The 24,694-nt window shown below is 71.0% G+C and carries 24 protein-coding genes; 9 read left to right on the plus strand and 15 right to left on the minus strand.

The features are described 5' to 3' along the window. Positions 1–42: 42 nt before the first annotated feature. The 4 genes from J3S20_RS25965 to J3S20_RS25980 all read left to right on the plus strand — a co-directional run bounded on the left by J3S20_RS25965 (position 43) and on the right by J3S20_RS25980 (position 4,826). Positions 43–1,461, plus strand: coding sequence for a homospermidine synthase (locus J3S20_RS25965; protein ID WP_216839834.1), 1,419 nt, complete (start codon positions 43–45; stop codon positions 1,459–1,461). 55 nt (positions 1,462–1,516) lie between these two features. Continuing rightward, the gene (locus J3S20_RS25970; RefSeq protein WP_216839835.1) at positions 1,517–3,130 is read left to right on the plus strand and encodes an ABC transporter substrate-binding protein; all 1,614 of its coding nucleotides are present in this window, start codon (positions 1,517–1,519) and stop codon (positions 3,128–3,130) included. Then, positions 3,127–4,011 (plus strand): alpha/beta hydrolase, encoded by an 885-nt coding sequence (locus J3S20_RS25975; RefSeq protein ID WP_216839836.1) that lies wholly within the window; start codon positions 3,127–3,129, stop codon positions 4,009–4,011. Before J3S20_RS25970 ends, J3S20_RS25975 begins: the two co-directional genes overlap by 4 nt. Before the next feature lie 74 nt (positions 4,012–4,085). Then, positions 4,086–4,826 carry a FadR/GntR family transcriptional regulator gene (locus J3S20_RS25980; protein WP_216839837.1) on the plus strand — a complete coding sequence of 247 codons (741 nt, stop codon included), beginning with the start codon at positions 4,086–4,088 and terminating at the stop codon, positions 4,824–4,826. Positions 4,827–4,830: 4 nt separating this feature from the next. On the opposite strand, the gene J3S20_RS25985 is transcribed toward J3S20_RS25980, so the two are convergent. After that, positions 4,831–5,784 carry a tripartite tricarboxylate transporter substrate binding protein gene (locus J3S20_RS25985; protein ID WP_216839838.1) on the minus strand — a complete coding sequence of 318 codons (954 nt, stop codon included), beginning with the start codon at positions 5,782–5,784 and terminating at the stop codon, positions 4,831–4,833. A gap of 137 nt (positions 5,785–5,921) precedes the next feature. On the opposite strand from J3S20_RS25985, the gene J3S20_RS25990 reads away from it, so the two are divergent. The 3 genes from J3S20_RS25990 to J3S20_RS26000 all read left to right on the plus strand — a co-directional run bounded on the left by J3S20_RS25990 (position 5,922) and on the right by J3S20_RS26000 (position 9,206). After that, positions 5,922–6,779 (plus strand): NHL repeat-containing protein, encoded by an 858-nt coding sequence (locus tag J3S20_RS25990; protein ID WP_216839839.1) that lies wholly within the window; start codon positions 5,922–5,924, stop codon positions 6,777–6,779. Positions 6,780–6,793: 14 nt separating this feature from the next. Next, the gene (locus tag J3S20_RS25995; RefSeq protein WP_216839840.1) at positions 6,794–8,143 is read left to right on the plus strand and encodes an MmgE/PrpD family protein; all 1,350 of its coding nucleotides are present in this window, start codon (positions 6,794–6,796) and stop codon (positions 8,141–8,143) included. A 97-nt stretch (positions 8,144–8,240) separates the two neighbouring features. Beyond that, positions 8,241–9,206 (plus strand): Bug family tripartite tricarboxylate transporter substrate binding protein, encoded by a 966-nt coding sequence (locus J3S20_RS26000; RefSeq protein WP_216839841.1) that lies wholly within the window; start codon positions 8,241–8,243, stop codon positions 9,204–9,206. A 3-nt stretch (positions 9,207–9,209) separates the two neighbouring features. Here J3S20_RS26000 and J3S20_RS26005 read toward each other — a convergent pair whose 3' ends face one another. From J3S20_RS26005 to J3S20_RS26015, 3 genes are read right to left on the minus strand one after another with little or no spacing between them, the layout of a single operon-like run. Next, entirely contained in the window at positions 9,210–10,025 is an 816-nt protein-coding gene (locus J3S20_RS26005) for a phosphate/phosphite/phosphonate ABC transporter substrate-binding protein (protein WP_216839842.1), read from the minus strand. Next, on the minus strand, positions 10,022–10,195 hold the full coding sequence (locus J3S20_RS26010; protein ID WP_216839843.1) for a DUF1289 domain-containing protein: 174 nt from the start codon (positions 10,193–10,195) through the stop codon (positions 10,022–10,024). The genes J3S20_RS26005 and J3S20_RS26010 overlap by 4 nt, the downstream gene beginning before the upstream one ends. Further along, complete coding sequence (locus J3S20_RS26015) at positions 10,192–11,496, minus strand: FAD-dependent oxidoreductase (RefSeq protein ID WP_216839844.1); 1,305 nt, start codon at positions 11,494–11,496, stop codon at positions 10,192–10,194. The genes J3S20_RS26010 and J3S20_RS26015 overlap by 4 nt, the downstream gene beginning before the upstream one ends. A gap of 104 nt (positions 11,497–11,600) precedes the next feature. Here J3S20_RS26015 and J3S20_RS26020 point away from each other — a divergent pair, with 104 nt between their 5' ends. After that, on the plus strand, positions 11,601–12,560 hold the full coding sequence (locus J3S20_RS26020) for a Bug family tripartite tricarboxylate transporter substrate binding protein (RefSeq protein ID WP_216839845.1): 960 nt from the start codon (positions 11,601–11,603) through the stop codon (positions 12,558–12,560). Here J3S20_RS26020 and J3S20_RS26025 read toward each other — a convergent pair. Then, positions 12,557–13,474, minus strand: a complete 918-nt coding sequence (locus J3S20_RS26025; protein WP_216839846.1) for a LysR family transcriptional regulator — start codon at positions 13,472–13,474, stop codon at positions 12,557–12,559. The genes J3S20_RS26020 and J3S20_RS26025 overlap by 4 nt on opposite strands. 84 nt (positions 13,475–13,558) lie before the next feature. On the opposite strand from J3S20_RS26025, the gene J3S20_RS26030 reads away from it, so the two are divergent. Continuing rightward, complete coding sequence (locus J3S20_RS26030; RefSeq protein WP_216839847.1) at positions 13,559–14,581, plus strand: zinc-binding alcohol dehydrogenase family protein; 1,023 nt, start codon at positions 13,559–13,561, stop codon at positions 14,579–14,581. Here the strand turns inward: J3S20_RS26030 and J3S20_RS26035 are convergent, their stop codons facing one another. The 10 genes from J3S20_RS26035 to J3S20_RS26080 all read right to left on the minus strand — a co-directional run bounded on the left by J3S20_RS26035 (position 14,582) and on the right by J3S20_RS26080 (position 24,626). Beyond that, positions 14,582–15,556: an ABC transporter ATP-binding protein gene (locus J3S20_RS26035; protein ID WP_216839848.1), complete on the minus strand. Its 975-nt coding sequence runs from the start codon at positions 15,554–15,556 to the stop codon at positions 14,582–14,584. Then, positions 15,549–16,427: an ABC transporter permease gene (locus J3S20_RS26040; RefSeq protein WP_216839849.1), complete on the minus strand. Its 879-nt coding sequence runs from the start codon at positions 16,425–16,427 to the stop codon at positions 15,549–15,551. Before J3S20_RS26040 ends, J3S20_RS26035 begins: the two co-directional genes overlap by 8 nt. Then, complete coding sequence (locus J3S20_RS26045) at positions 16,424–17,365, minus strand: ABC transporter permease (RefSeq protein ID WP_216839850.1); 942 nt, start codon at positions 17,363–17,365, stop codon at positions 16,424–16,426. Before J3S20_RS26045 ends, J3S20_RS26040 begins: the two co-directional genes overlap by 4 nt. A 106-nt stretch (positions 17,366–17,471) precedes the next feature. After that, positions 17,472–19,031: an ABC transporter substrate-binding protein gene (locus J3S20_RS26050; RefSeq protein WP_216839851.1), complete on the minus strand. Its 1,560-nt coding sequence runs from the start codon at positions 19,029–19,031 to the stop codon at positions 17,472–17,474. A 32-nt stretch (positions 19,032–19,063) separates the two neighbouring features. Beyond that, the gene (locus J3S20_RS26055) at positions 19,064–20,182 is read right to left on the minus strand and encodes an NAD(P)/FAD-dependent oxidoreductase (protein WP_216839852.1); all 1,119 of its coding nucleotides are present in this window, start codon (positions 20,180–20,182) and stop codon (positions 19,064–19,066) included. Next, complete coding sequence (locus tag J3S20_RS26060) at positions 20,182–21,540, minus strand: NAD(P)/FAD-dependent oxidoreductase (protein WP_216839853.1); 1,359 nt, start codon at positions 21,538–21,540, stop codon at positions 20,182–20,184. The genes J3S20_RS26055 and J3S20_RS26060 overlap by 1 nt, the downstream gene beginning before the upstream one ends. After that, entirely contained in the window at positions 21,537–21,812 is a 276-nt protein-coding gene (locus J3S20_RS31000) for a (2Fe-2S)-binding protein (RefSeq protein WP_216839854.1), read from the minus strand. Before J3S20_RS31000 ends, J3S20_RS26060 begins: the two co-directional genes overlap by 4 nt. Further along, positions 21,809–22,501: an SDR family NAD(P)-dependent oxidoreductase gene (locus J3S20_RS26070; protein WP_216839855.1), complete on the minus strand. Its 693-nt coding sequence runs from the start codon at positions 22,499–22,501 to the stop codon at positions 21,809–21,811. Before J3S20_RS26070 ends, J3S20_RS31000 begins: the two co-directional genes overlap by 4 nt. After that, positions 22,494–23,477: an ABC transporter ATP-binding protein gene (locus tag J3S20_RS26075; RefSeq protein WP_216839856.1), complete on the minus strand. Its 984-nt coding sequence runs from the start codon at positions 23,475–23,477 to the stop codon at positions 22,494–22,496. Before J3S20_RS26075 ends, J3S20_RS26070 begins: the two co-directional genes overlap by 8 nt. 33 nt (positions 23,478–23,510) lie before the next feature. After that, a complete protein-coding gene (locus tag J3S20_RS26080; RefSeq protein ID WP_216839857.1) occupies positions 23,511–24,626 on the minus strand; it encodes an NAD(P)/FAD-dependent oxidoreductase in 1,116 nt (371 codons plus the stop codon). Positions 24,627–24,694 lie beyond the last annotated feature (68 nt).

Below are 24,694 nucleotides of genomic sequence, written 5' to 3' on the forward strand. Positions count from 1 at the left end.
CCGCCTCCCATTTGAAGAAAACCTGAACGGAGTGCCTGGACGATGAAGCATGCAGAATTTTCGGGCCGCCTGGTCATGCTGGGCTTCGGCTCCATCGGCCAGGGCGTGCTGCCGCTGATCCTGCGGCACATCGACATCCCGGCCGAGCGCATCACCATCGTCACCGCGGAAACCCGCGGCGAGGAGGTGGCGGCCGAATACGGCATCCGCTTCATCCTGCAGGCTGCCACGCAGGAGAATTTCGTCGAGCTGCTGTCGCCGCTGCTGGCGCCAGGCGACTTCCTGCTGAACCTGTCGGTGGACGTCTCCTCGGTCGAGCTGATGAAGCTGTGCCAGAAGCTGGACGTGCTCTACCTCGACACCGTGGTGGAGCCCTGGGCCGGCGGCTATACGGACCCGTCGCTGACGCCTTCGCAGCGCTCCAACTATGCGATGCGCGAAGCCGCGATCGCGCTGCGGCCGGACTTCGTCGGCGGGCCCACCAGCATCACGGCGCATGGCGCGAATCCAGGCCTGGTCAGCCATTTCGTGAAGCAGGCGCTGCTCGACATCGCCCGCGACACCGGCGCGCCCATCGCCACGCCGCCGCCCGCTGCCGACCGCACCGCCTGGGCGAAGATCGCCCGCGATCTGGGCGTGAAGGTGATCCATATCGCGGAACGCGATACGCAGGTGGCCGACCGCCCGAAGAAGCCGGGCGAGTTCGTCAACACATGGTCGGTCGATGGCTTCGTCGGCGAGGGCTGCCAGCCGGCGGAACTCGGCTGGGGCAGCCATGAGAAGGCGCTGCCACCGGACGGCCATCGCCACGGCTTCGGCTGCGATGCCGCGATCTACCTGATGCGCCCCGGCGCCTCCACCCGCGTCCGCACCTGGACGCCGCTGGAGGGGCCGATGCATGGCTTCCTCATCACCCACAATGAGAGCATCTCGCTGGCCGACTACTACACGCTGCGCGACGATACGGGCGCCGTGCTCTACCGCCCCACCGCGCATTACGCCTACCACCCCTGCGACGATGCGGTGCTGTCCGTGCACGAACTCGCCGGCAAGAACTGGGAGATGCAGCCGGAGAAGCGGCTGATGACGGATGAGATCACCCACGGGATGGACGAGCTCGGCGTGCTGCTGATGGGCCATGCGAAGGGCGCCTATTGGTACGGCTCCCGCCTGACCATCGAAGAAGCCCGCCGTGTCGCGCCGCACAACAACGCCACCTCGCTGCAGGTGACGGCCGCGGTGCTGGCGGGCGTGATCTGGGCCATGGAGAATCCGCGCATGGGCGTCGTCGAATCGGATGAGATCGACCACGCCCGGGTGCTGGAGATCTGCGCCCCCTATCTGGGCGATGTGGTCGGCGAATATTCCGACTGGACCCCGCTGGCGGGCCGTGGGGTGCTGTTCCCGGAGGATGTGGACAGCCAGGATCCGTGGCAGTTCCGCAACTTCCGGGTGACCTGAATTGGCGCCCCCCTCCATCGGCGGCATGATGCCCGCCGATGGAGGATTTTGCGGCATGAAGCGGTTTCTTTTGGCGGGCGCGGCCTGCCTGGCCCTCGGCGGGGCGGCCCCGGACGAGGCCGAAGCGCAAACCTTGCGCATCGCCATGGCGGCGGAGCCCACTTCCGCCGACCCGCAGCAATATGCGGCGGCACCCAACTCGACGCTCCACAATCACATTTTCGAATCCCTGGTCGCGCTGGATGCGCGGCTGAAGGCCGGGCCAGGCCTCGCCACCGGCTGGACGCGCCGCGACGACACCACCTGGGTCTTCGACCTGCGCCAGGGGGTGAAGTTCCACAACGGCCAGGACTTCACCTCGGCCGATGTGGTCTTCTCGATGTGCCGCATCCTGAACAATGAGAGCGAGCTGGCCGTCTCCTACTCCTCCACCGTCCGCCGCTTTACGCGGGTGGAGGCGGAGGGGCCGCATCGCGTGGTGATCGGCACGCGGGAGCCGGAGCCGCTGCTGCCGGCGGACCTCGTCAGCCTGCGCATCATCCCGGCCAGCCTGGTGCCGGCGCGGCCCATCGCCTTCACCCCGGCCGACAATTGCGCCGGCGCCGGGCAGCCCTGGCCGACGCTCGCGCAGTTCAACGACGGCTCCGCCGCCATCGGCACCGGCCCCTATCGCCTGCGCACATTCGGACGCAGCGGCGTGACGGAGTTGTCGCGCTTCGACGGCTATTGGGGCGAGAAACCGCATTGGGCGGAGGTGCGGCTGCAGCCCGTGACGGCCGCCGGGCCACGCCTGGCGGGGTTGCTGGCCGGCGATCATGACGTGGTGGAGGCGCCGGCCACCGGCGACCTGCCGCGCCTGCGCGCCAATGCCGCCACCCGGCTGGCCATCGCGCCGACCACGCGGCTGATCTTCCTGCAGCTCGACCAGCGGGAACCCGCGCCCTTCGTGAATGGCGGCACCCCGTCCAATCCGCTGCGGGATGTGCGGGTGCGCCAGGCGCTGTCGCTCGCCATCGACCGGAATGCCATCGCCAGCCGGGTGATGGACGGGCTCGCCGTGCCCGCCGCGCAATTCCTGCCGGAGGGCATGTTCGGCACCATCCCCGGCCTGCCCGTGCTGCCCTACGACCCCGCCCGCGCCCGCGCCCTGCTGGCGGAGGCCGGCTACGCCAACGGCTTCGCCCTGACGCTGCACGCCACCAACAACCGCTACGTCAACGACGCCCGCGTCATCCAGGCGATCGGCCAGTACCTGACCCGCATCGGTGTGCGGGCGGAGGTGGATGCCATGCCGTCCAACGTCTTCTTCGGCCGCCGCGCGCGGCGCGAATTCTCCGTCCCCATGGGCGGCTGGGCCGCCAGTGCGGAGGAGACGCTGCTGTTCTTCCGCACCTGGCTGACCACGACGGACCGCGACCGCGGCCTCGGCGGCAGCAGCTACGGCAACTGGTCCAACGCGGCCTTCGACGCCGCCGCCGTCACCGCCGTGACCACCATGGACGATGCCGAGCGCGGCCGGCTGCTGCGGGAGGCCAGCCGCATCGCGCTGGAGAAAATGCCGATCCTGCCGATCCACTTCGAAAGCGCCGTCTGGGCCTTTCGCCGCGGCCTGACCTATGCCGGGCGGATGGACCAGCAGACCCTGGCGCAGGAGGTCCACCCCGAATGACCCTTTCGCCACTTGCCCAGGCCTTCTCTGCCACGGGCCGCAGCGCCATTCCCTGGGCCGATGCGGCATGCGACCTCACCCGGCCGCTGACCCTGCATGGCTATCGCCCGACCAGCCATCGCCCCGAGAATCCGGTGGTGATCGTGCAGCACGGCATGCTGCGCAACGGCGACGACTATCGCGACTTCTGGATCCCGGCCGCCGACAGGCACGGCCTGCTGATCGTCGCGCCCACCTATGGCAAGCAGGCCTGGCCCGAGGCCGAGCACTACAACAACGGCCTGGTGCTGGACGAGGCCGGCCAGCCGCGCCCGCGCGAAAGCTGGGGCTACGCCATCCCGCAGCGCGTCTTCGCCGACCTGCGCACGGCCGGCGTCACGACCCGGACAAAGGCCCACCTCTTCGGCCATTCCGCCGGCGGCCAGTTTGGCCACCGGCTGATGTCGACCCAGCCGCATGACTGGCTGGAGGAAGCGACCATCGGCAATCCTGGGTGGTACACGCTGCCGACATTGGAAAAGCCTTTTCCGGAAGGGATGGGCGGCATCGGCCTCGGCGATGCGGAGGTCGAGGCGCTGCTGGCCTTCCCCATGACCATCCTGGCCGGCGACCAGGATATCGAGACGGATGGCCCCTCCCTCCCCTCCCAGCCCGCCGCCCTGGCCCAGGGCCCGCATCGCTTCGCGCGGGCGCACAACTACCTCTCGGCCGGCCAGGCGGAGGCGGCGCGGCGCGGCGTGCCTTGCCGGTGGAAGCTGGTGCCGGTGGCCGGCGTCGGGCACGACGGCCGGGCCATGTCCGCCATCTGCGCCGCGCTGTGGTTCGAGGGGCGGCTGATCTCGGCGGCGGAGGCCGGGGTCTCGTCGGAGAAGGTGGCCTGATCCCGTCACGTTGACGTCCGGCGGCGCAGCTTGTCATATCATACGATGACCTTGCCCCGCCGGACCTTTCACTCATGATGCGCCGCGACATCGGCATGGCGCCGCTGCGCCCCGCCGCCAATCTCACCGGCGCCCTGGTTCATCGCCTGGCGGAAGAAATCCGCTCCGGCCGCCTCGCCCCCGGCGCCCGCCTGCCGACCGAGCAGGACCTGATGCGGGAGGCCGGCGTCAGCCGCACCGTTGTGCGGGAGGCGGTGGCGGCGCTGCGGGCGGAGGGGCTGGTGGTCACCCGCCAGGGCGTCGGCGCCTTCGTGACGGAACGCCCCGGCGAGGGCATCTTCCGCCTCACGCCGAGCGAGGCCGAGGGGCTGCAGCAGGTCATCCAGGTGCTGGAACTGCGCCTGGCCCTCGAGGTCGAGGCGGCGGGCCTGGCCGCCGAGCGCCGCAGCCCCGCCGCGCTGGCGCTGATCGACGAGGCGGAGGCCACCTTCGATGCCGCGGTGGCCGCCGGCGGCGATGCGGCGGAGGCGGACTTCGCCCTGCACCGGGCGATCTTCCTGGCCACCGGCAATCCGCATTTCCTGCGCTTCCTGGAAGTGCTCGGCCGCCACGCGATTCCGCGCCGCGCGCTCGGCCTGGTGGAGCGCAGCGAGGCGGAGCGGAAGCAGTACCTGGCGCAGGTGCGCGGCGAGCATCGGGCGGTGGCCGAGGCGATCGCCGCCAGCGATCCCGAGGCCGCGCGGGCCGCCATGCGGCGGCACCTGGAGGCGGCGCGGGAGCGCTACCGCAAGCTGGCGGCGCAGGCGGCGGTGTAGCGCCTCACCGCCCCCAGGGCCGCTCCCGCCATAGCGCGCGATGCGTCGCATCCGCCTGCTGCAGGAAGGCGACGTAGTCCGCGGAATTGAGGTAGCGCAGCGGCTGGAAGGCGCGTTCGCTGCTGGCGCGGAAGGCGGGGTTGGCCAGCACCTTGTCGAGCGCCGTGGAAATCCGCGCCACCACCTCCGCCGGCATCCCCTTCGGCCCGCCCAGCCCACGCAGCGACCCGCCGCGGATGTCGTAGCCAGCCTCCTTGAAGGTGGGCACATCGGGCGCCATCGGGTGGCGCTCCGCGGACATCACGCCGAGCGTCCGCCAGGGCTGGCGCTGCGCGAAGGTCAGGCTCTCGCCGAGATTGGCGGTGGCCGCCGTGATCTCCCGCGTCATCAGCGCCTGCGCGCCGGGCGCCGTGCCGGCATAGGCCACCGGCTCGAACCGAACCCCCGCCGCCTGTTCCAGCAGCATGACGCTGATGCTGCCGGCCGAGCCCGGCCCCTGGTCGCCCACGGTGACCCGCCCCGGCTCCCGTCGCGCCGCCTCCACCAGCTCCGCGATGCTGCGGATCGGGCTCTCGGGATGCACCGCGATGGTCGCCGGGTCGTCCACCACCCCGGCGATGAAGGTGAAACTGTCCAGCGACCAGCGCGGGCGGCGCTCGATCGGGATGGTGACGATGCCGGGGGTGTTGATGATGCCGAGCGTATAGCCATCCGGCCGTGCATCGGCGATGGCGTTCAGCCCGATCTCGCCGCCCGCCCCGCCCCGGTTCTGCACCACCACGGGCTGGCCCAGCTCCGTCTCCAGGTATTGGGCCATGACGCGGGCGGAGATGTCGGTGCCGCCGCCGGCGGCGAAGGGCACGATGATGGTCAGCGGCCGGTCGGGCCAGGCGGCGCGCGCCAGGCGCGGCATAGCCAGCAGGCTGGCGCCCAGGGCAAGGCGACGGGTGAGGATCATGCGGCGGTCCTGTCTCATCGGTTCCAGCCGTGCGGGTCTTCCTCGCGCCGGCTCCCGCTCTGTGGCAGGTACGCCGGACGCCGGATCGGCATACCACTTGCATTTCGATCTGCCCATCGCCGGAGGGACTTGCATCCATGACCCAGGACAAACTCGTCGTCGCGCTGAGCGAGACGACCTACCAGGTGGAGCGCCCCTGGGGCGTCCGCGGCACGCGTTTCGCGGGCGCCGTGGTCAGCGACGTGGCGGTGGACAGCCAGGGCAATGCCCATGTGCTGCTGCGCTACGAGCCCTATGCGCGGCAGGCCGCGACGCCGGGCATCGCCGTCATCGCTCCGGACGGCACGCTGCTGCGCGAAATGCCGCTGCCGGAGGTAAGCGACGGCCACGGCATCGCCATCGGCCCGGGCGACGAGATCCTGGTGACCGACCGCGACCGGCACGAGATCCGCATCCTGGATGCCGACGGCCGCACCCTGCTCTGCCTCGGGACCCGCAACAGGCCGGGCCAGCCCTTCAGCCACCCGGCCGGCGCCGCCATCCATCCCTCGGGCGATATCTTTGTGGCCGATGGCTACGGCCATTCCCTGGTGCATCGCTTCAGTGCCGATGGCCGCCCGCTGCTGCGCTGGGGCGAGCCCGGCACGGGGCCTGGCCAGTTCACCACGCCGCATGACCTCGCCTTCGGCCGCAAGGGCGAGGTGATCGTCTGCGACCGGGAGAACAACCGCATCCAGGCCTTCGACACCGAGGGCCGCTTCCTCTGGCAGGCGGGAGATCTCTATCATCCCATGGGCATCGCCGTGGATGCCGAGGGCCGCATCCTTGTGACGGACCAGATCCCGCGCCTGTCGCTGTTCTCGCCCGAGGGGCGCCTCATCGGCCGCTGCCGCCCGGTGTTGAATGGCGGGCATGGGCTGGCGCTGGGCGCGGGGGGATGCATCCTGCTGGCGGAAATCGCCGAGAACTGGGTGACGCGGCTGGCACCGCGCTGAGAACAGGACTGCTCATGGACAATCCGCTGATCCGCCTGGCCGCGCACGCCGCGAGCTGGCGCGACCGTCCCCTGCCGGCGGAGGTCGAACACCATGCCCGCCGTGCCCTGGTCGACTGGTTCGCCGCCCTGCTGCCCGGCTGCGCCCAGCCGCCGGCGACGCTCATGGCCGGCGTGCTGGCCGACCAGCGCGGCAGCGGCCGCGCCATCTGCTACGTGGATGGCCAGCCGGGCGCGCTGCGCCACGCGGCCCTGCTGAACGCGACCGCCAGCCACACCGTCGAATTCGACGACATCTTTCGGGATGCCGGCTACCACCCCGCCTGCCCGACCATTCCCGCCGCGCTGGCCGCCGCCCAGACCAGGGGCGGCGACATGGACCTGCTGCTGCGCGCCATCACCGCGGGCTACGAGGTGGGCTGCCGCATCGGCGTCGCGGTGCAGCCGAGCCACTACCGCTACTGGCACACCACCGGCACCGTCGGCACCTTTGGCGCCGCCGCCGCGGTGGGCGTGGTGCTGGGTCTCGATGAGACGCGCATGGCCCATGCGCTCGCCACCGCCGCCACCATGGCCGGCGGCCTGCAACAGGCGTTTCGCGGCGAGGGCATGAGTAAGCCGCTGCATCCCGGCCATGCGGCGGAGGCCGGGGCGCTGGCGGCCCTCGCGGCCTCGGCGGGCGTCACCGGCGCGCTGGACGTGCTGCACGGGCCGGTCGGCTTCGCGGCGGCCACCAGCGAGGACAGCGGCAAATGGGACAAGGCGCTGGCGGGGCTGGGGGAACAGACCGCCATCACCAGCATGACCTTCAAGAACCACGGCTGCTGCGGCCATATCTTCGCGGGGCTCGATGCCCTCGCGGCGCTGCAGTCGGCGCACGGCTTCACGGCGGAGGACGTCGCCGCCATCCATCTCGGCGGCTATTCCGCCACCAAGGATGTGTGCGACCGGCCGGTTGTGGAGACCGAACAGCAGGCGCGTTTCTCGGCGCAGTACTGCCTGGCCGCGCTGCTGGTGCTCGGCGGCGTGCGGATCGCGGCCTTCACGCCCGAGAACCTGGCCAATCCACGCCTCCGCGCCGTGATGCCGAAGGTGACCGTCAGCCTGGACCCGGCGCTGGCCGCGGACTACCCGGCCCGCCGCGCCGCGAACCTGGAAGTCACGCTGACGGATGGCCGGGTGCTGCGCCACCACCAGCCCACCCGCAAGGGCGACCCCGACGCGCCGCTCAGCGAGGCGGAGCTGGACGCGAAGTTCATGGAATTGGCGCAGCCGATGGTGGGGCCGGCCGCAGCCGCGGACCTGCTGGCGCAGCTGCGGCTGGGCAAGGCGCTGCCGGGGCTCGTCACGCTCTCGGCACGATAATCACGAAATACGTTCGTGAATTGTGAGATATTGCAATCCGCTATTCCACCGCGTATTTACCGCCCGCCGGCGTGGATTGCCGGCTGGGGATCCCGACATGCCGCAGATTGCGCGCCGCCCGTTCTTCGCCCTCGCCGCCGGCCTGCTCGCCGCGCCCGCCCTCGCCCGCGCCAGCACCTGGCCGGATCGCCCGATCCGCCTGATCGTCCCGGTGGCGCCCGGCGGCAGCCAGGACATCGTGGCGCGCCATTCCGCCCGCGCCCTGACCGACATCCTCGGCCAGCCGGTGCAGGTCGAAAACCTGGCCGGCGGCGGCTCCAATATCGGCTATGCGGCGGCGGCGCGTGCGGCGGCGGATGGGAACACGCTGCTGGCCGGCGCCGACACGCTCTCCATCACCGGATCGCTGACGCCGCGGCTGGGCTTCGACCCGCTGGATTTCGCGGCCATCCACCGCACGGTGCGCGTGCCGCAGATCCTGGTGGTGCGGGCGGATGACCCGGCGCCGGATTTCGCCACCTGGTTCGCCGCCAGCCGGCGCCGGCCGCCCGCCATCGGCACGCCGGGCCACGGGCAGCTGGCGCATCTGCTGGTCGAACAGCTTTCGCGTGCCTCCGGCACCGCCTGGACCCACGTGCCCTATCGTGGCGGCGCGCTGGCGCTGAACGACCTGATGGGCGGCCAGCTGCAGGGCGTGATGATCAATATCGGCGCGGTAACGGATCATGTCCGCGGCGGCCGCCTGAAGGCCCTGATGGTCAGCCCCGAGGCCCGCGCCGCCGCCCTGCCCGACGTGCCCACCCTGGGCGAACTGGGCTTTGGCGACCTGACCGCCGTGGGCTGGCACGGGCTGCTGGCCCCCGCCGGCACGGATCCCGCCATCCTCACCCGGCTGAATGCCGCGAGCCGGGAGGCGGTGAAGCGGCCCGATGTGGCGGCGCGCCTGGCGGCGCTGGGCGTCGAGGCGACGGATGAGGCGCCGGAGGTGCTGCAGGCGGCGATCCGGGAGGATGCGGCACGCTACGCCGAGATCATCCGCCGCTTCGGCATCAGCGCGGCCTGAGCCTCAGGCTGGAATGGGATAGCCCGCGGCCACCGCCGCCCGATCCCATTCCAGCGTCTTGGCAAAATCCGCCTGCGTCACCGGCGCGAAGCCGGCGAGGCGCAGCGCCGCAGCGTGCGGCGTGAACCAGGGACGCGTCGCCGCCGCCGCGAAACTGGCGCGCAGCCGCGCCACCGCCTCGGCCGGCAGAGCGGGTGAGGCAACGAAAGCCGGCATGGGCGCCAGCGCCGTGCTCTCCAGCACCCGGATGCCGGCAGTGATCCCCGGCCGGTACTGCGCGATCAGCGCGTGCCAATAGGCATCGAGCGGCCCGACCTCGATCCGCCCCGCCAGCACCGCATCCAGCACGGCGCGCGCGGTGACCAGGTTGCCGAGGCTCTCGCGATACAGCGGCGCGCCATCCGCCCGGCGATGCGGCAGCAGGTGGTAGCGCGGTGCGTTGAAGCCGGAATGGGAATGCGTGACGGTCCAGCCGACGCGGTGCCCGAACGTGTCCTCCAGTCGGATGAAGGAACTATCGGCCCGCACGATCAGGTCGGAGCGATAGGCGGCGCGGCCCTGCGCCCAGTCCAGCGCGGGGATTGGCGCGGCGATGGGCACCACATCGGCGATCCGCAGCGCGATCGGGTAGCCGCACATCTGCACCAGGCCAAGATCCGGGCGGCGCCACAGCACCTCCAGCGGCTGCGGCGCCGGATAGGGCTCGTAGTCCAGCGCCACCTCGGCCTCGGCCGCCACATGGGCGATCAGCGCCTGCCAGGCGGCCTCGGCCTCCGGCGCCACGGCATACATGCGGGCATTGGCGATGAAGCGCGTCATGCCTTTTCCAGCAGTTTGAGTCGCACTGGCAGTTGCAGCATCAGCGCGCGGCGTGCGGCGGGGGAAAGCTGCGTCCAGACGGCGATCTCGAGCGTGGTGCGGCCGCAGCCGCGGCAGAGGCCGGTGGGCGTGTCGATCTCACAGACCTTGTTGCAGGGGCTCTCGATCATTCGCGCGCCGCCGCGCGGCCGGCGCGCAGGCCCAGCGCGAAGGACTGCGCCAGGCCATTGCCCGGCACGTAGCCCGCGGCACCGCGGCCCGAAATGCCGCAGGCCACGCCGCCGGCGGCAAACAGGTTTGGAATCGCGCTGCCATCGGCGCGCAGCACCCGCGCATCGGCATCCACGCGGACACCGCCCTGGGTATGCGCCAGCGCGCCGGTGACCTCAGCCGCATAGTAGGGCGCGACCAGCGGTTCCCAGCGACGCCGCCCCAAACGGTCCGGCCCCGCCAGGCTTTCGGCCAACGCCGCCCCCGGCAGGCCGAAGCGCGCGGCCAGCGCGGAAAGATCGGCGCAGCGCGCGACTGCGCCGAGTTCCACCGCGCGCCGGAAAGGCCCGCCGGCCAGCGCGGCCTGCTGCGCGGCCTCCCCCCACACTTCCACCGCCACGCCGTCGGGCTGTGCCAGCAGATGCGCGGTGAGCTCGGAGGGGCCGATATCCTCCGCCACGAAGCGATTGCCGAGCCGGTTCACCAGCACCGCGCCCAGCGACGGTAGGGCGGCGCCGAAGCGCGGCCGCACGCCCTCCACCAGATGCGGCGAGACATGCGGCTGGCCCTGGTACGCATCCATGCAGAGCAGCTCCGCCCCCAGCGCCGCCGCCCAGCCGATGCCGGCGCCATCCGCATGGCGGCCGCCGACATGCACCGCGCGCGCCGCCTCCGGGCAGTAGCGCGCCACTAACTCCGGCGCGCCGCCGAAACCGCCGGTGGCGAGCACCACCGCGTCGGCATCGATCTCGCCCGCGCTGGTCAAGACGCCCTGCGGCCGCAGTCCGGTGACCACGACGCCGTCGTGGAGCAGAATGCCCGGCTGGCGCGCGACGGCTTCGCGCAGCAGCGCCTGCAATTCCGCGCCGCTCTCGGCCGGCGTCGCATGGAGGCGCATCGCCGAATGGCCGGGCCAGCGGGAGGCGGTGTGCAGATGGATCGGCAGCCCCGCCACATCGGCGAGGAAATCCACCGCCTCCGCCGCGCCCTGCGTCACCGCCGCCAGCAGCACCGCATCCACCGCCGCGCCGCTTTTCGCGTGCACATCGGCGGCAAATTGCGCGGGCGAATCCTGTTCGCCGGCCGCGTCCTGCCAGCGCGTGCCGGCGGCGGAAATCAGCCCGCCGGAGACGGAGAGCGTGGTAGGCGCCGCCAGATCGCGTTCCAGCAGCGCCACGCGCGCGCCCTGATCCGCCGCCGCCAGCGCCGCCACCATGCCGGCCGCGCCGGCGCCGGCCACCACCACATCGAAGCTCTGCATGCGACCGGTATGGCGCGCGCGGCGCGGCCTGCCAATCCGCGGCTTGACAGGAGGGGGCGCTGGGCTTGTCGTTGTATCCCAGTGGTCACAAAAGGGGGTCTTTCATGCTCGCACGCCGCAGCCTGCTCGCCGCCGGTCTCGCTTTGCCGGCGCTGCCTGCCTTGGCCCAGACCTATCCGGACCGCCCCGTGCGCTGCGTGAACCCCTTCGCCGCCGGCTCCGCCGTGGATGTTGTGATCCGCCTGGTGGCGCAGGACCTGTCGGAGCGGATCGGCACGCAGTTCATCGTCGAGAACCGCACCGGCGCCTCCGGCAATATCGGCACGGAATTCGTCGCCCGGTCGCGGAACGATGGCTATACGCTGCTGGTGGGCTCGCCCGGCACCATGGGCATCAATCCCTTCCTCTTCCGCACCCTGCCCTACAAGGTCGAGGATTTCGTCGCGGTCAGCCACCTGGTCTCCTTCCCCCAGGTGATGGTGGTGAACCCGAACAGCCCGATCCGCAGCCTGGCGGACCTGGTGCAGGCGGCCAAGGCGCGGCCCGGAACGCTGAACTACGCGACCTCCGGCGCCGGCTCCACCAGCCACCTGGCCTTTGAGCTGGTGCGCGCGGCCACGGGGATCGAGATGACGCACATCCCCTTCCGCGGCGGGTCGCCCGCCATCCAGGCGGTGATGCAGGGCGAGGTGCAGGTGGCGATCGAGGGCCTGCCCTCCCTGCCCGGCTTCCTCTCCGCCGGCCAGCTGCGCGCCATTGCCGTGACCTCCGGCACGCGCGCGGCGAAACTGCCGGACGTGCCCTCGGTGGCGGAAACCGTGCCGGGCTTCGATGCCGCGGCCTGGGTCATCGTCTTCGCGCCCACCGGCACGCCGGCGCCCATTGTGCAGAAGCTTTCGGCGGAGATGCAGACCTCCCTCGCCCGGCCGCAGGTGCGGGATCGGCTGCAGGAACTGGGTGCCACCGTGATCGGCACGGATGCGGCGGCGACCAGCGCCTTCCATGCGGCGGAGCTGCGCAAGTGGCAGCGCGCGGTGCAGCTTTCCGGCGCCAGCGTGGACTAAGCATCCCAGGGCGGCACCGGCCCCAGGCGCCGGACCAGCAGCTCCGTCAGCGCCCTGACCCGCGCGGGCGGGGCGGTGCCGCCGGGGAAGACGAGCCAGATGCCCAGCTGCTCCGGCAGGCCGAGCGCCGCCGGCAGCGCCACCAGCTCCCCCCGCCGCAGATGCTCCCCCACATCCCAGGTGGAATGCAGCCCGATGCCGAGGCCCGCCAGGCAGGCCTCGCGCAGCGCCTCATTGCTGTTGGAGACCATGCGCGGCACCGGGCGCACCCGTTCCGGCGGCCCGCCACGCGGCGGCACCAGCACCCAGCCATCCACCCCTTCCAGCAGCAGCGCATCCTGCCGCAGCAGCGCCGCCCGATCCGCCGGCACGCCATGCCGGGCAAGCCAGGACGGCGCGGCGCAGAGCAGGCGCCGGTTATAGGCCAGCCGCCGCGCCGTCAGCGTCTGGCCGCTGAGCGGCGCGATCCGCACCGCCGCGTCGCGGCCGGACGCCACCAGGTCCAGCACCGTATCCGTCAGCAGCAGGTCCAGCCGCAGGCCGGGATGCGCCGCCAGCAGCTCCGCCATCACCGGCGCCAGCACCTTGCGGCCGAAGGTGGCGGGCGCGGTCAGGCGCAGCGTGCCGGAGAGCGCGCCGGACCCGCCCGGCAACGCCGCCTCCGCCTCCGCCGTCGCGGCGAGGATGCGCTCCACATGCGGCAGGAAGGCCTCGCCTTCCGCCGTGGCCCGCAGCCGGCGGGTGGTGCGGGCGAATAGGCGCTGGCCCAGCCGTGCCTCCAGCACCGTCAGGCGCCGGCTTGCGGCCGCCGGGGTCATGCCGAGGGCGGCGGCCGCCGCGGAGAGGCTGCCGGCCTGCGCGACGCGCTGCACCAGGCGCAGGTCGAGCAGGTCGAAGGGCGGATTGCTGATCATCTGCTGAGAGTGTTTCGCCGCGGAGGGTCATTTTCAACCGCATCTGCAGGGTCCATCTCCTCCGCCAGCACAGGAGACCGAATCATGCGCGCCGTGGCCTATACGCGAAGCCTGCCCTCCAGCGATCCCGACTGCCTGGTCGATGTCACCCTGCCCGACCCGGCGCCGCCCACCGGCCGCGACCTGCTGGTGGAGGTGCGCGCCATCTCGGTGAACCCGGTGGATGCCAAGGTGCGCATGCGCGCCGACCCCGAGGGCAAGCCCACGCTGCTCGGCTACGACGCCGCCGGCGTGGTGCGCGCCGTGGGGCCGGACGTCACGCTGTTCCGCCCCGGCGATGCGGTGTTCTACGCCGGCGACATCACCCGCCCTGGCACCAATGGCGCGTTGCACCTGGTGGATGAGCGGATCGTCGGACCCAAACCCGCAAAGCTTTCCTTCGCCGAGGCCGCCGCCGTGCCGCTGACCGCCATCACGGCCTGGGAGGCGCTGTTCGACCGGCTGCGGATTCCGCGTGGCACGGAGAGGCGCGAGGAGGCGGTGCTGATCATCGGCGGCGCCGGCGGCGTGGGTTCCATCGCCGTGCAGCTGGCCCGCCAGCTCACGGGGCTGCGCGTGCTGGCCACCGCCAGCCGGAAGGAAACGCAGGCCTGGGCGCGGCAGATGGGTGCGCATGAGGTGCTGGACCATTCCGGCGACCTGGCGGCGCAGGTGAAGGCGCTGGGCCTTCCGGTGACCGCCATCTTCGTCACCACGCATACCGAGGCGCATTGGCCCGCGATCTGCGAGATCATCGCGCCGCAGGGCGCCATCTGCCTGATCGACGACCCGAAGACCACGCCGGATTTCCGCATGCTGAAGCTGAAGGCGGCCTCGCTGCATTGGGAACTGATGTTCACCCGGTCCCGCTTCCAGACGCCGGACATGCAGGCGCAGCACGAGCTTCTGGTGGAGGTCAGCCGCATGCTGGATGCCGGCCAGCTGCACACCACGCTGGGCGAGCACTACGGCCCGATCACCGCCGCCAATCTGCGCCGCGCCCATGCCGCGGTGGAAAGCAGCACGGCGCGCGGCAAGATCGTGCTGGAAGGCTTCGCCGAAGCCTGATCAGCCGTGCAGGTGGCAGGCAACGCCGCCCTGGTTGTCGCCTGCCGCCGCGGTCCAGGCCGGCATCTGCGTGGAGCACTGCGGCATGGCGTGGACGCAGCGCGGGTGGAAGGGACAGCCGGGCGGCGGGTTCGCGGCGGAGGGGATTTCGCCGATGATGCGCGGCAACACGCCGCGGCGTGACGGATCGGGAATCGGCGAGGCATCGCGCAGCATCTGCGCATAGGGGTGCAGCGGATTGGCCAGCACGCGGCCGGCCGGTCCCTCCTCCACGATGCGGCCGAGATACATCACCGCGACCCTGTCGCAGAACCAGCGCACCACCGACAGGTCGTGGCTGACGAACAGGAAGGACAGGCCGCGCCGCTTGCGCAAATCCTGCATCAGCAGCAGCACCTGCGCCTGCACGGAGACATCGAGCGCCGAGACCGGCTCATCCGCCACGATCAGCTCCGGCTCCACCGTCAGAGCGCGGGCGATGCCGATGCGCTGGCGCTGGCCGCCGCTGAATTCATGCGCGAAGCGATCCAGCGCGGCGGGCGGCAGGCCCACCTCCTCGAGCAGGGCGGCGGCGCGGCGGCGTGCTTCCTTTCCCTCCGCCAGGCCGTGCACGCGCATCGGCTCCATCAGCGCATCGCCGATGGACTGCCGCGGGTCGAGCGAGGAATAGGGGTCCTGGAAGACGATCTGCATGCGCCGGCGCAGCGCCTTCAGCGCGGCGCCCTTGGCCGTCAGGACATTCTCGCCCTTCCAAGTGACGGTGCCGGCATCGGGCTCGATCAGTCGCAGCAGGGCACGTGCCGCGGTGGACTTGCCGCAGCCGGATTCGCCGACCAGGCCGAAGGCTTCGCCGGCCTTGATGGTGAAGGAGATGTCCTCCACCGCGCGCACGCGCACCGTGCGCGGCTTCGGAAAGCCCTTCTTCGCCACGAAGTGCTTGCGGAGGCCTTCGACGACGAGGACCGGTTCACTCATTGCGCAGCTTCGGATCGGTCGCGTCGCGCAGGCCGTCGCCCACCATGTTCAGCCCTAATACCAGCAGCAGGATGGCGATGCCCGGAAACACGGCGAGCCACGGCGCATCCAGGATGTTCTCAAAACCGTCGCGAGTCATGCCGCCCCAGGTCGCCGTCGGCGGCTTCACGCCGAGGCCGATGAAGGAGAGCGAGGCCTCGACGCGGACGGCGGTGGCCAGCCACAGCGTGCCCATCACCATCACCTCGGACAGGATGTTCGGCAGGATGTGGCGGAACAGCACGCGGGTATGGCTGAAGCCGAGCGCGCGGCCGGCCTCGACGAAGGCGCGCTCCTTCAGCGCCATGGTCGGCGCGCGCGCCACGCGGGCGAAGGGCGCGACCGCGGTCAGCGCGATGGCGACCACCAGGTTCACCAGCTCCGGCCCCAGCAGCGCCACCACGATCAGGCCCAATATGAGCGAGGGGAAGGACAGCAGCACGTCCATCACCTGCATCACGAACAGGTCGAATTTCCCGCCGATATAGCCGGAGACCAGGCCAATGGCGCCGCCGATGATGGCGGCGGCGAAGATGGCGCCGAGCGAGACCGTCAGCGAGATCTGCCCGCCCCACATGAGTCGCGAGAGAATGTCGCGGCCGAACTGGTCGGTGCCGAGCCAGAACTCGGCGGAGGGGGGCTGCAGCCGGTTGAAGATGTCCTGCTCCGCCGGGTCATAGGGCGCGAGCCAGGGCGCGAAGATTGCGGCCGCCATGATCAGCAGGCAGATCACCACGCCGACCGCCGTGGTCGGGTTGCTGCGCGCCTTGCCGAGCGCGCGCTTCCAGCCGGTGGGCGCGGGCGGCGCGACGAGTTCGGAGGTGGTGCTCATTCCGCCTTCACCCGTGGGTCGATCACGCCATAGAGCAGGTCGGTGATGAGGTTCACCACGACAATCAGGAAGCAGTAGATCACCATCAGCCCCTGCAGCATCGTATAGTCCCGCTGGTTCAGCGCCCCGACGATGATCTTGCCCAACCCCGGCCGGTTGAAGACGATCTCCGTCAGCACGGAATTGCCGAGCAGGATGCCGACATAGAGGCCCACGACCGTGACGATGGGGATGGAGGCGTTGCGCAGCCCATGCACCCAGACGACGCGCCGCCAGGGCACGCCCTTGGCGCGCGCGGTGCGGATATAGTCCTCACCCAGCGAGGCCAGCATCGCGCTGCGCGTCACCCGCGTGATGTAGGCCGCCATGATCAGGCCGAGCGCGACGGTGGGCAGCACCAGCTTGTGCAGCCGGTCCCCGTAATCGGCGAGATCCGCCCCGCCGATGACGGGAAACCACCGCCAGTGCAGCGAAAAGGCCAGCAGCAGAAAAATGCCGGAGACGAAGACCGGGAAGGACAGCCCCAGCAGCGACAGCACCCGCGCCGCCACATCCACCACGCCGTTGCGGTTCAGCGCCGCCCAGATGCCGACGGGCACGCCCACCACCACGCCGAAGATCATCGAGGCGATGGTGAGGTCCAGCGTATGCGGCAGCACCGCCGCCACCTCCGCCGTGATGGAGCGCCCGGTGACCATGGAGACGCCGAAATCGCCCATCAGCGCGCTGGTGATGAAGCTGAAATACTGCGCCCAGAGCGACCGATCGAGGCCAAGCCGCGTGCGCAGCGCCGCGATCGCCTCCGGCGTCGCCTGGTCGCCCAGGATCACCAGCGCGGGGTCGCCAGGCACGATGCGGACGATGATGAAGACCAGCGTCAGCACCGCGATCAGCGTGGGCACGGCGGCCAGAAGGCGGCGGATGACGAAGCCGGTCATGGCACTGCCCCCACCCCAACCCTCCCCCGCGAAGCGGGGGAGGGGGAAAAGAGCCACTGCTCCCTCCCCCGTTTACGGGGGAGGGTTGGGGTGGGGGCCGCGCCCCTCACCGCAGCCGCGAGGCTTCGGTGATCAGCGGCCCCAGGCTCATCGAGCCCTTCAGCTCATAGCCATAATCCAGGTTGTCCCGCCGCGCGAAGACCAGCAGCGTCTCGATCAACGGCACGCCACACACGTTCTGCACGAGGATGCGCTGCGCCTCGGCCCAGAGGCGCTTCTGCTCCTCCGGATCCGTGCTGACGCGCGCCGCATCGATCTGGCTGTCCGCCTGGTCGCAATGCGAGAAGTTGGTCACCGCCGTCGGCGTGCGCACGCGCGATCGGCCGTGGAAGAACTGCGTCAGGTAGATGTCGGCCACCGGAAAGCGCGCCGCGGAGTAGTAGACCATCGGCGACAGGTCCTGGCGGATCTGCTGGTGGAAGGTCGCGTGCTCCACCACCTGCAGGTCCAGCGTGATGCCGGCGCGGCGCAGTTGCTGCTGCACCACCTGCATCATGTTCAGCATCTCCGGCAGCTGCGTGTGGATGGCGCGGATGGTGATGCCGTTGGGGTGGCCCGCTTCTGCCAGCAGCGCGCGCGCGCGGGCCGGGTCGGCCGGCAGCAGCCCGTTATCCGCGCTGAAGCCGAGATAGCCGCGCGGCACCAGCGACTGCCCCTCGCGCGAGACATCCTGCCCGCGGAAGCGCACCAGCTCCGCCCGGTTCACCGCATGCGCCATCGCCTGGCGGATGCGGATGTCGTTGAAGGGCGGCTGCTGCGTGTTCAGGTTGATGATGGCGAGCTCACCCGGCTCGAAGACATCCACTACCGTATTCGGCACCGCGCGCGTGCGGTTCACCCAGGTCTGGTCGGCGCGGCCGTAGTTCAGATCCAGTTCGCGATTCTGGAAGGCCAGGTCACGGGATGCGTCGGAGGGGATGAAGCGGTAGCTGATGCGCCCGATCTGCGGCGCGCCCCGGAAATACTGCGCATGTGCGACAAGCTCCGCCGACTGGTTCGGCGTCACGCGGTCCAGCGCGAAGGGGCCGGTGCCGACCGGGTTGCGCACGAAGGTATCCCCGCGCTGCTCCACCGCGCGCTTCGAGACGATGTAGCCGCCCGAGTAGTTGGTCAGGATGCCGAGCATGCTCGGGATATTCTCCCGCAGCACGATGCGCACCGTGTGGCTGTCCACCGCCTCGATGCTCTCGATCGCGCGGTAGTCGGCGGCGAAGGCACTGGTGGCGGCGGTGCCGGCCTTGCGCAGCGAGAACACGACGTCTTCCGCCGTCAGCTCGCCGAAGCCGCCATGGAACTGCACGCCGCGGCGCAGATGGAAGGTCCAGGTCTTGCCGTCCGCGCTGCTCTCCCAGCGCTCGGCCAGGTCGGGCTCGATCTCGGCCGGGTTGATGGAGCCGGGCTTGAAGCGCACCAGCCCGTTGAACATCCAGGCGACGACGACGCGGTCGATGGTGGAGACGGCAAAATGCGGATCCAGCCGCCCCACATCCTGCGCCGCCATGCCGACGCGCAGCGTCTGCCCCTGCGCGAAAGCGGCACCGTTCAGCCCGATGGCCGATGCCACGGCCAAGGCGCTGCCAAGCAGCGCCGCCCGAATTCCCCGCATGAAATTATTCCCCGTTTGCCTTGCCGGGGAGCTTAGACCGCTATTTGCGCCGCCGTGAAGCGCCCGATATCGAATGCGCCCAGAGGCACATCCGTGGCGCCATCCATCACCAGATCGGACAGCACCGCCCCAACGCCGGGGCCGGTCTGGAAGCCCTCGCCGCAGAAGCCGAAGGCATGCAGCAGGCCCGGCGTGGTGGCGGACGGGCCGAGCACCGGGAAATGGTCCGGTAGCTCCCCATCCGTGCCGGTCCAGCTGCGGATCACCATGGCATCGGCCAGGCGCGGGATGACCGCGATGGCGCGCCGCATGGCACCGAAGGCGGCATCGGGGCGCGGCCGCGTGCGGGTGATGCCGGCATCGCTCTCCCCGCGGCCACCGCCGAAGATGACATTGCCGCGCGGGATCTGGCGCAGATAGAGATCGCCGCCGACCACGCCCAGGCTCTCGCGCAGGAAATAGGGCAGCGGCTCCGTCACCAGCATGTTCGGATGCAGCTTCTCGATCGGCACCGGCTCACCGAAGCGGGCCGCGATCTCGCCGCCCCAGAAGCCGGCGCAGTTCAGCAGCCAGGGCGCGGTGAATCGCGTCTCCTTCGCCACCACCTCGAATTGACGGCCGTCATGCGCGAGCGAGGTCACCGCGTGATGCTCGCGGATCTCGGCGCCGGCGGCGCGGGCGGCGCGCGCCAAGGCGGGGGCCAGCAGGCGGGGGTTGGCGCTGCCATCCTCCTCCATCAGGCTGCCGGCGACGACGACGTCGCTGAAATAGGGGTGCCGCTCGCGGATGGCATTGCGGCCGATCATGCGCGGGCGCAGGCCATATTCCTCGGCCAGCGCGTTCCAGCGCAGCAGCTCCGCCTCATCCGCCTCACTGCGCGCCAGCTTCAGATGGCCGCAGGGGTCGAACTCCACATCCGCGCCGGTCAGTTCCGTGATGCGCGACCAGATCTCCCGCGACTTGCGGGCCAGCGGCAGGCCCGCAGGGTCGCGCCCCTGCTGGCGCACGCCGCCGTAGTTCACGCCGGTCGCCTGGCCACCGACCAGGCCGCGTTCCAGCAGCACCACGCGCACGCCACGCTGCGCCAGGTGCAGCGCCGCGGAACAGCCCGCGCCGCCGCCGCCGACGATCAGCACATCCGCCTGGACCATCAATCCACCTGTTGCAGCGGCACCGGCTTGACCGGCGGCTGGCCCCGCAGCCGGCCGACTTCCGGCACCTCCACCTGCAGTTCCCGCGCCAGAACGGCGGCCGCCGGCGTGCCGCAGAGGCGGCCCTGGCAGCGCCCCATCCCGACGCGGGAGAAGGCCTTGGCGCGGTTCATCTCCGGCGCATCCGCCGCCGCCGCGCGGCGCAGCTCGCCCGCCGTGATCACCTCGCAGCGGCAGACGGAGGTGCTGTCATCCATCCGCGCGGCAAGCCGCGCCGGATAGGGAAAGGCCTGTTCCAGCGCGGCACGGAAGCGACGCTCCGTGCGCAGCCGGCCATCGAGATGATGGGTCAGCGCCATGTCGGAGGGCAGGTGCGCATCCGCCAGCAAGGCCAGCGCGGCGCGTGCGCCGCCGAGCTCCGCCACATCGACGCCGCCGATGCCCGCGCCATCGCCGGCCAGATACACGCCCGCCACCGGCGACCGCCCCGCGGCATCCTTGCGCGGCACCCAGTTCTGCTGCGTGCCATCATAATCGAAGGGCACGCCGGCGAGATCGGCCAGCTGCGCCTCCGGCTTCAGCCCCCAGCCCATGGCGACGGCATCGCAGGGCGTGACATGTTCCTTCCAGGCGGCGTCGCGCCAGTGCACGGCGGTCACGCCGTTCACACCCTCGATCGCCAGCGGCGTGATGTCCTCGTACAGCTTCACGCCGCGCAGCTTCAGCTGCGCATAGAGGCCCATGCCGCGCAGCAGCGTCGGCAGGTTCCACAGCATGCCGGCGCCGAAGCGCGCCTTGGTGAGGAGATCGGTGGTGTCCAGCACAGCGGCGGGCTTCGCGCCGGCCTTGGCATATTGCAGCGCCGTCAGCCACAGCAACGGCCCGGTGCCGATCAGCACGGGGTTGGCGCCCACGCCCACGCCCTGCGACTTCAGCGCCACCTGCGCCCCGCCCAGCGAGGTCACGCCCGGCAGCGTCCAGCCCGGCAGCGGCAGCACGCGGTCCATGGCGCCGGTGCAGAGGATCAGCGCGTCGTACTGCACCTCGTCCTGCGCGGCGCCGTTGGTCAGCGTATGCAGCACGCGGTCTTCCGGGCGGATGTTCCAGACCAGCGTATCCGGCCGCCAATCGGTGCGCGGCTTCAGCGCATCCAGCGTGGCATGCAGGCGCCTGGCGCGACCGGAATCGGCGCCATACAGGGCGGAGGCACCGCGGCTGAAGCCGGCCGGCGGCCGCTGGGTGATGCGGCCGCCGCCATCCGGCGCCTCGTCGATCCAGATGGGCGTGACGCCCGCCCTCACCAGCTGTTCCACCGCCCGAATACCGGCAGGGCCGGCGCCTACAACCACAGCCTTCATCGCCTGATCACCTCGATCCCGGGTTCGACCAACGTCGTGCAGGCGCGCCGAACGCCCTGCCCTGCCACCACCACCCAGCAATCCTGGCAGGCGCCCATCCAGCAGAAGCCGGCACGGCCGCCATCACCGAATTCGCTGGTGCGGACATGGCCAAGGCCGGCTGTCAGCATCGCCGTCAACAGCGTATCGCCCTGCTTCGCAGGAACCTCTACGCCATCGACCCTGAAGATGAGGGCGGGCCGGTCCTGGTCAACCAGTCTCGTCGCCGTCACAACAGGGCCTCGAAACGACAATTCACCTTGAGCTCCCCCACCGAGGCGGTGTTGGGCAGGCGCAGCACCATCTCGACCAGCGCCGCCACATCCTCCGGCCGGCTCATCGCCTCACGCGGGAATTTGGCGCCGAGCGTCATCTCGGTGGCGACAAAGCCAGGGCAGACGGCGGTGGCGCGGATGCCGTGTTCCCAGCCCAGGCGCCGCACCTCCTGCGTCAGCGCCACCACGGCGAACTTGCTCATGGCATAGCCGATATTCTCATTCGCCACGCGCTTGCCGGAGAGTGAGGAAAGGTTCACCACCCGCCCCTCCCCGCTGGCGACCAGATGCGGCCAGGCGGCGCGGATGACGCGCATGGGCGCCTTGACGTTAACGCGCCACATGGCGTCATGCGCCGACTCGTCCGGATCCAGCAGCAGGCCCTTGGGGTTGATGCCGGCCGCGTTGATCACCGCGTCGATCCGCCCGAAGCGCGCCATGGTGGCGGCGACCCAGGCCTCGGAACTGCCCTCGGCCTCGGCATCCCAGCGGTGCAGCATCAGGTCCGGCCCCGCCACCAGCTTGCCGGCATTGCGGATGCCGGCGCTGACCAGCCAGCCGGAGCCATGCAGCCGGCGCAGCACCTCCCGCCCGATTCCGCGCGACCCGCCGGTGATCAGGGCGACGCGGCCCACGGGGTCAAGCATGCGCCAATTCTCCTGTCGCAACATGGCAGCGCGCGGCATGCGCGGGTGCGACCTGGGCCAGCACCTGTTCCTGTTCGCAGCCCGCGCGCGCCATGGGGCAGCGCGGCGCGAAGCGGCAGCCGGCGGGCATGGCATCCAGCGGCGGCACGCGGCCGGGGATGGCGGACAGCGCCTGGCCCGGCTGATCGAGCCGCGGGATGGCGGAAAACAGGGCCCGCGTATAGGGGTGCTGCGGCTTCGCGAAAATCGCCTCGACCGGCCCCTGCTCGACGATCTCGCCGGCATACATCACCGCGACGCGGTCCGCGATCTGCGCCACCACGCCCAGATTGTGCGTGATGAACAGCACCGCCATGCCGAAGCGCGCGCGCAGATCCGCCAGCAGCCCCAGCACCTGCGCCTGGATGGTCACGTCCAGCGCCGTGGTCGGCTCATCCGCCAGCAGCACGGCGGGTTCGCAGGCCAGCGCGATCGCGATCATCACGCGCTGGCGCATGCCGCCGGAGAACTGGTGCGGATATTCGTCCAGACGCTGCGCGGCGGAGGGGATCTTCACCTCCTCGAACAGCTCCTTCGCCCGGGCGCGCGCCGCCTTGCGGTCCATGCCGCGGTGGATCCGCAGAACCTCGGCCACCTGGTCACCCACGGTCATCACCGGGTTCAGGCTGGTCATCGGTTCCTGGAAGATCATCGCCATGCGATCGCCGCGCACGGATTCCAACGCCTGGTCCGAAAGCCCCGCCAGGTCCCGCCCATCCAGAAGGATCTGCCCGGCGGCCACCCGGCCGAAGGGCGGCTGCACCAGCCCCATGACGGAGAGTGCGGTGACGGACTTGCCGCAGCCGCTTTCCCCCACCAGGGCCATGGTCTCGTCCCGCATCAGGGTCAGGGACAGGTCACGCACGGCCGGGTGCCAGCGGCCGCCGATTCGGAATTCGGTGCGCAGGCCGCGCAGCTCCAGGGCTGGGTTCGTCATCGCCGGGAAGCCTGCGCCAGCATGCGCCGCGCATCAAGCCGGAACGGTGAAGCGATCCTGGTTGAAGGCGGCCACCGGCAGGTTGGTGGCCCCGCGCGCCATCAGCTCCGCCACCGCGGCGCCGGCGGCGGGCGAGAGCTGGAAGCCGTGGCCGGAGAAGCCGAAGGAGTGGAAAAGCCCCGGCAGGCTGCGGCTTTCGCCGATCACCGGCATGTCGTCCGGCGGCCGCGCCTCCGTCCCCGTCCAGCTACGCACGATGCGGGCCTGGGCCACGCAGGGGAAGATCTCGGCCGCGATCCGCGCCGCATGGGCCAGGCTGCCGAAGAGGACGGTGGAGGTTTCGGTCGCCTTGTCGTTGCGGCCCTGATGGCCGCCGCCGATCACCACGGTGCCGGCGGCGGTCTGCTTGAAGGAGAGAGAACGAGAGCTGCAGCCAACAGTGGGATCGACGAAGGGCGGCAGGCGCTCCGTCACAATCATCATGCTGGCCTTGGTACCGCAGGGGATGGTCTCGCCGGCCAGCGCGGCAAGGTCGGGCGCCCAGGCGCCGGCGCAATTGGCCACGCGCTCCGCCTCGAACATCTGGTGGTCGGTGGCGACGCGGATGGTGCCCTCGGCCGTGCGTTCCAGGCCGGTGACGGCGACGCCCTCGTGGATCACGACGCCTGCTTGTTCGGCCGCGCGGCGAAAGGCCATGACGGTGCGCATGGGGTCGGCCGAGCCATCATCCCGCGTGACGATGGCGCCGACCACATGCGGGGAGACGGCGGGCAGCAGGCGGCGGACTTCGGCCTGGTCCACCACCTCCTCATGCGTCCAGCCTAGTGCGCGGACCTGCGCGACGCGGGCTTCGTTCTTCGCGATGTCGGCGGCGCTCTCGGCCACCTTCACCTGGCCCGTGGCGCGGAAGCCGCAATCATCGCCGACCAGCGCCTCGATGCCGTGCCACATCTCGGCGGCGATGACGGACAGCGCGATTTCCGGCAAAGCGCGGCCGAGACGGCGCACCCCGCCCGCATTCACCCCGCTGGAATGGCGCCCGACATGGCGGCGTTCCAGCAGCGTGACCTGCCAGCCGGGGGTGCGGGCCAGGTGGAGGGCGGTGGAGAGACCATGCAGCCCGCCGCCGATGACGAGGGCCTTTTTCACGGGCGAGGCCTGAAGCCCTCTCCCCCTCTTATGGGGGGGAGGGTTGGGTGGGGGGGACGTGCCAGTAC

Source organism: Falsiroseomonas tokyonensis, assembly GCF_019024325.1.
Classification (GTDB): domain Bacteria; phylum Pseudomonadota; class Alphaproteobacteria; order Acetobacterales; family Acetobacteraceae; genus Falsiroseomonas; species Falsiroseomonas tokyonensis.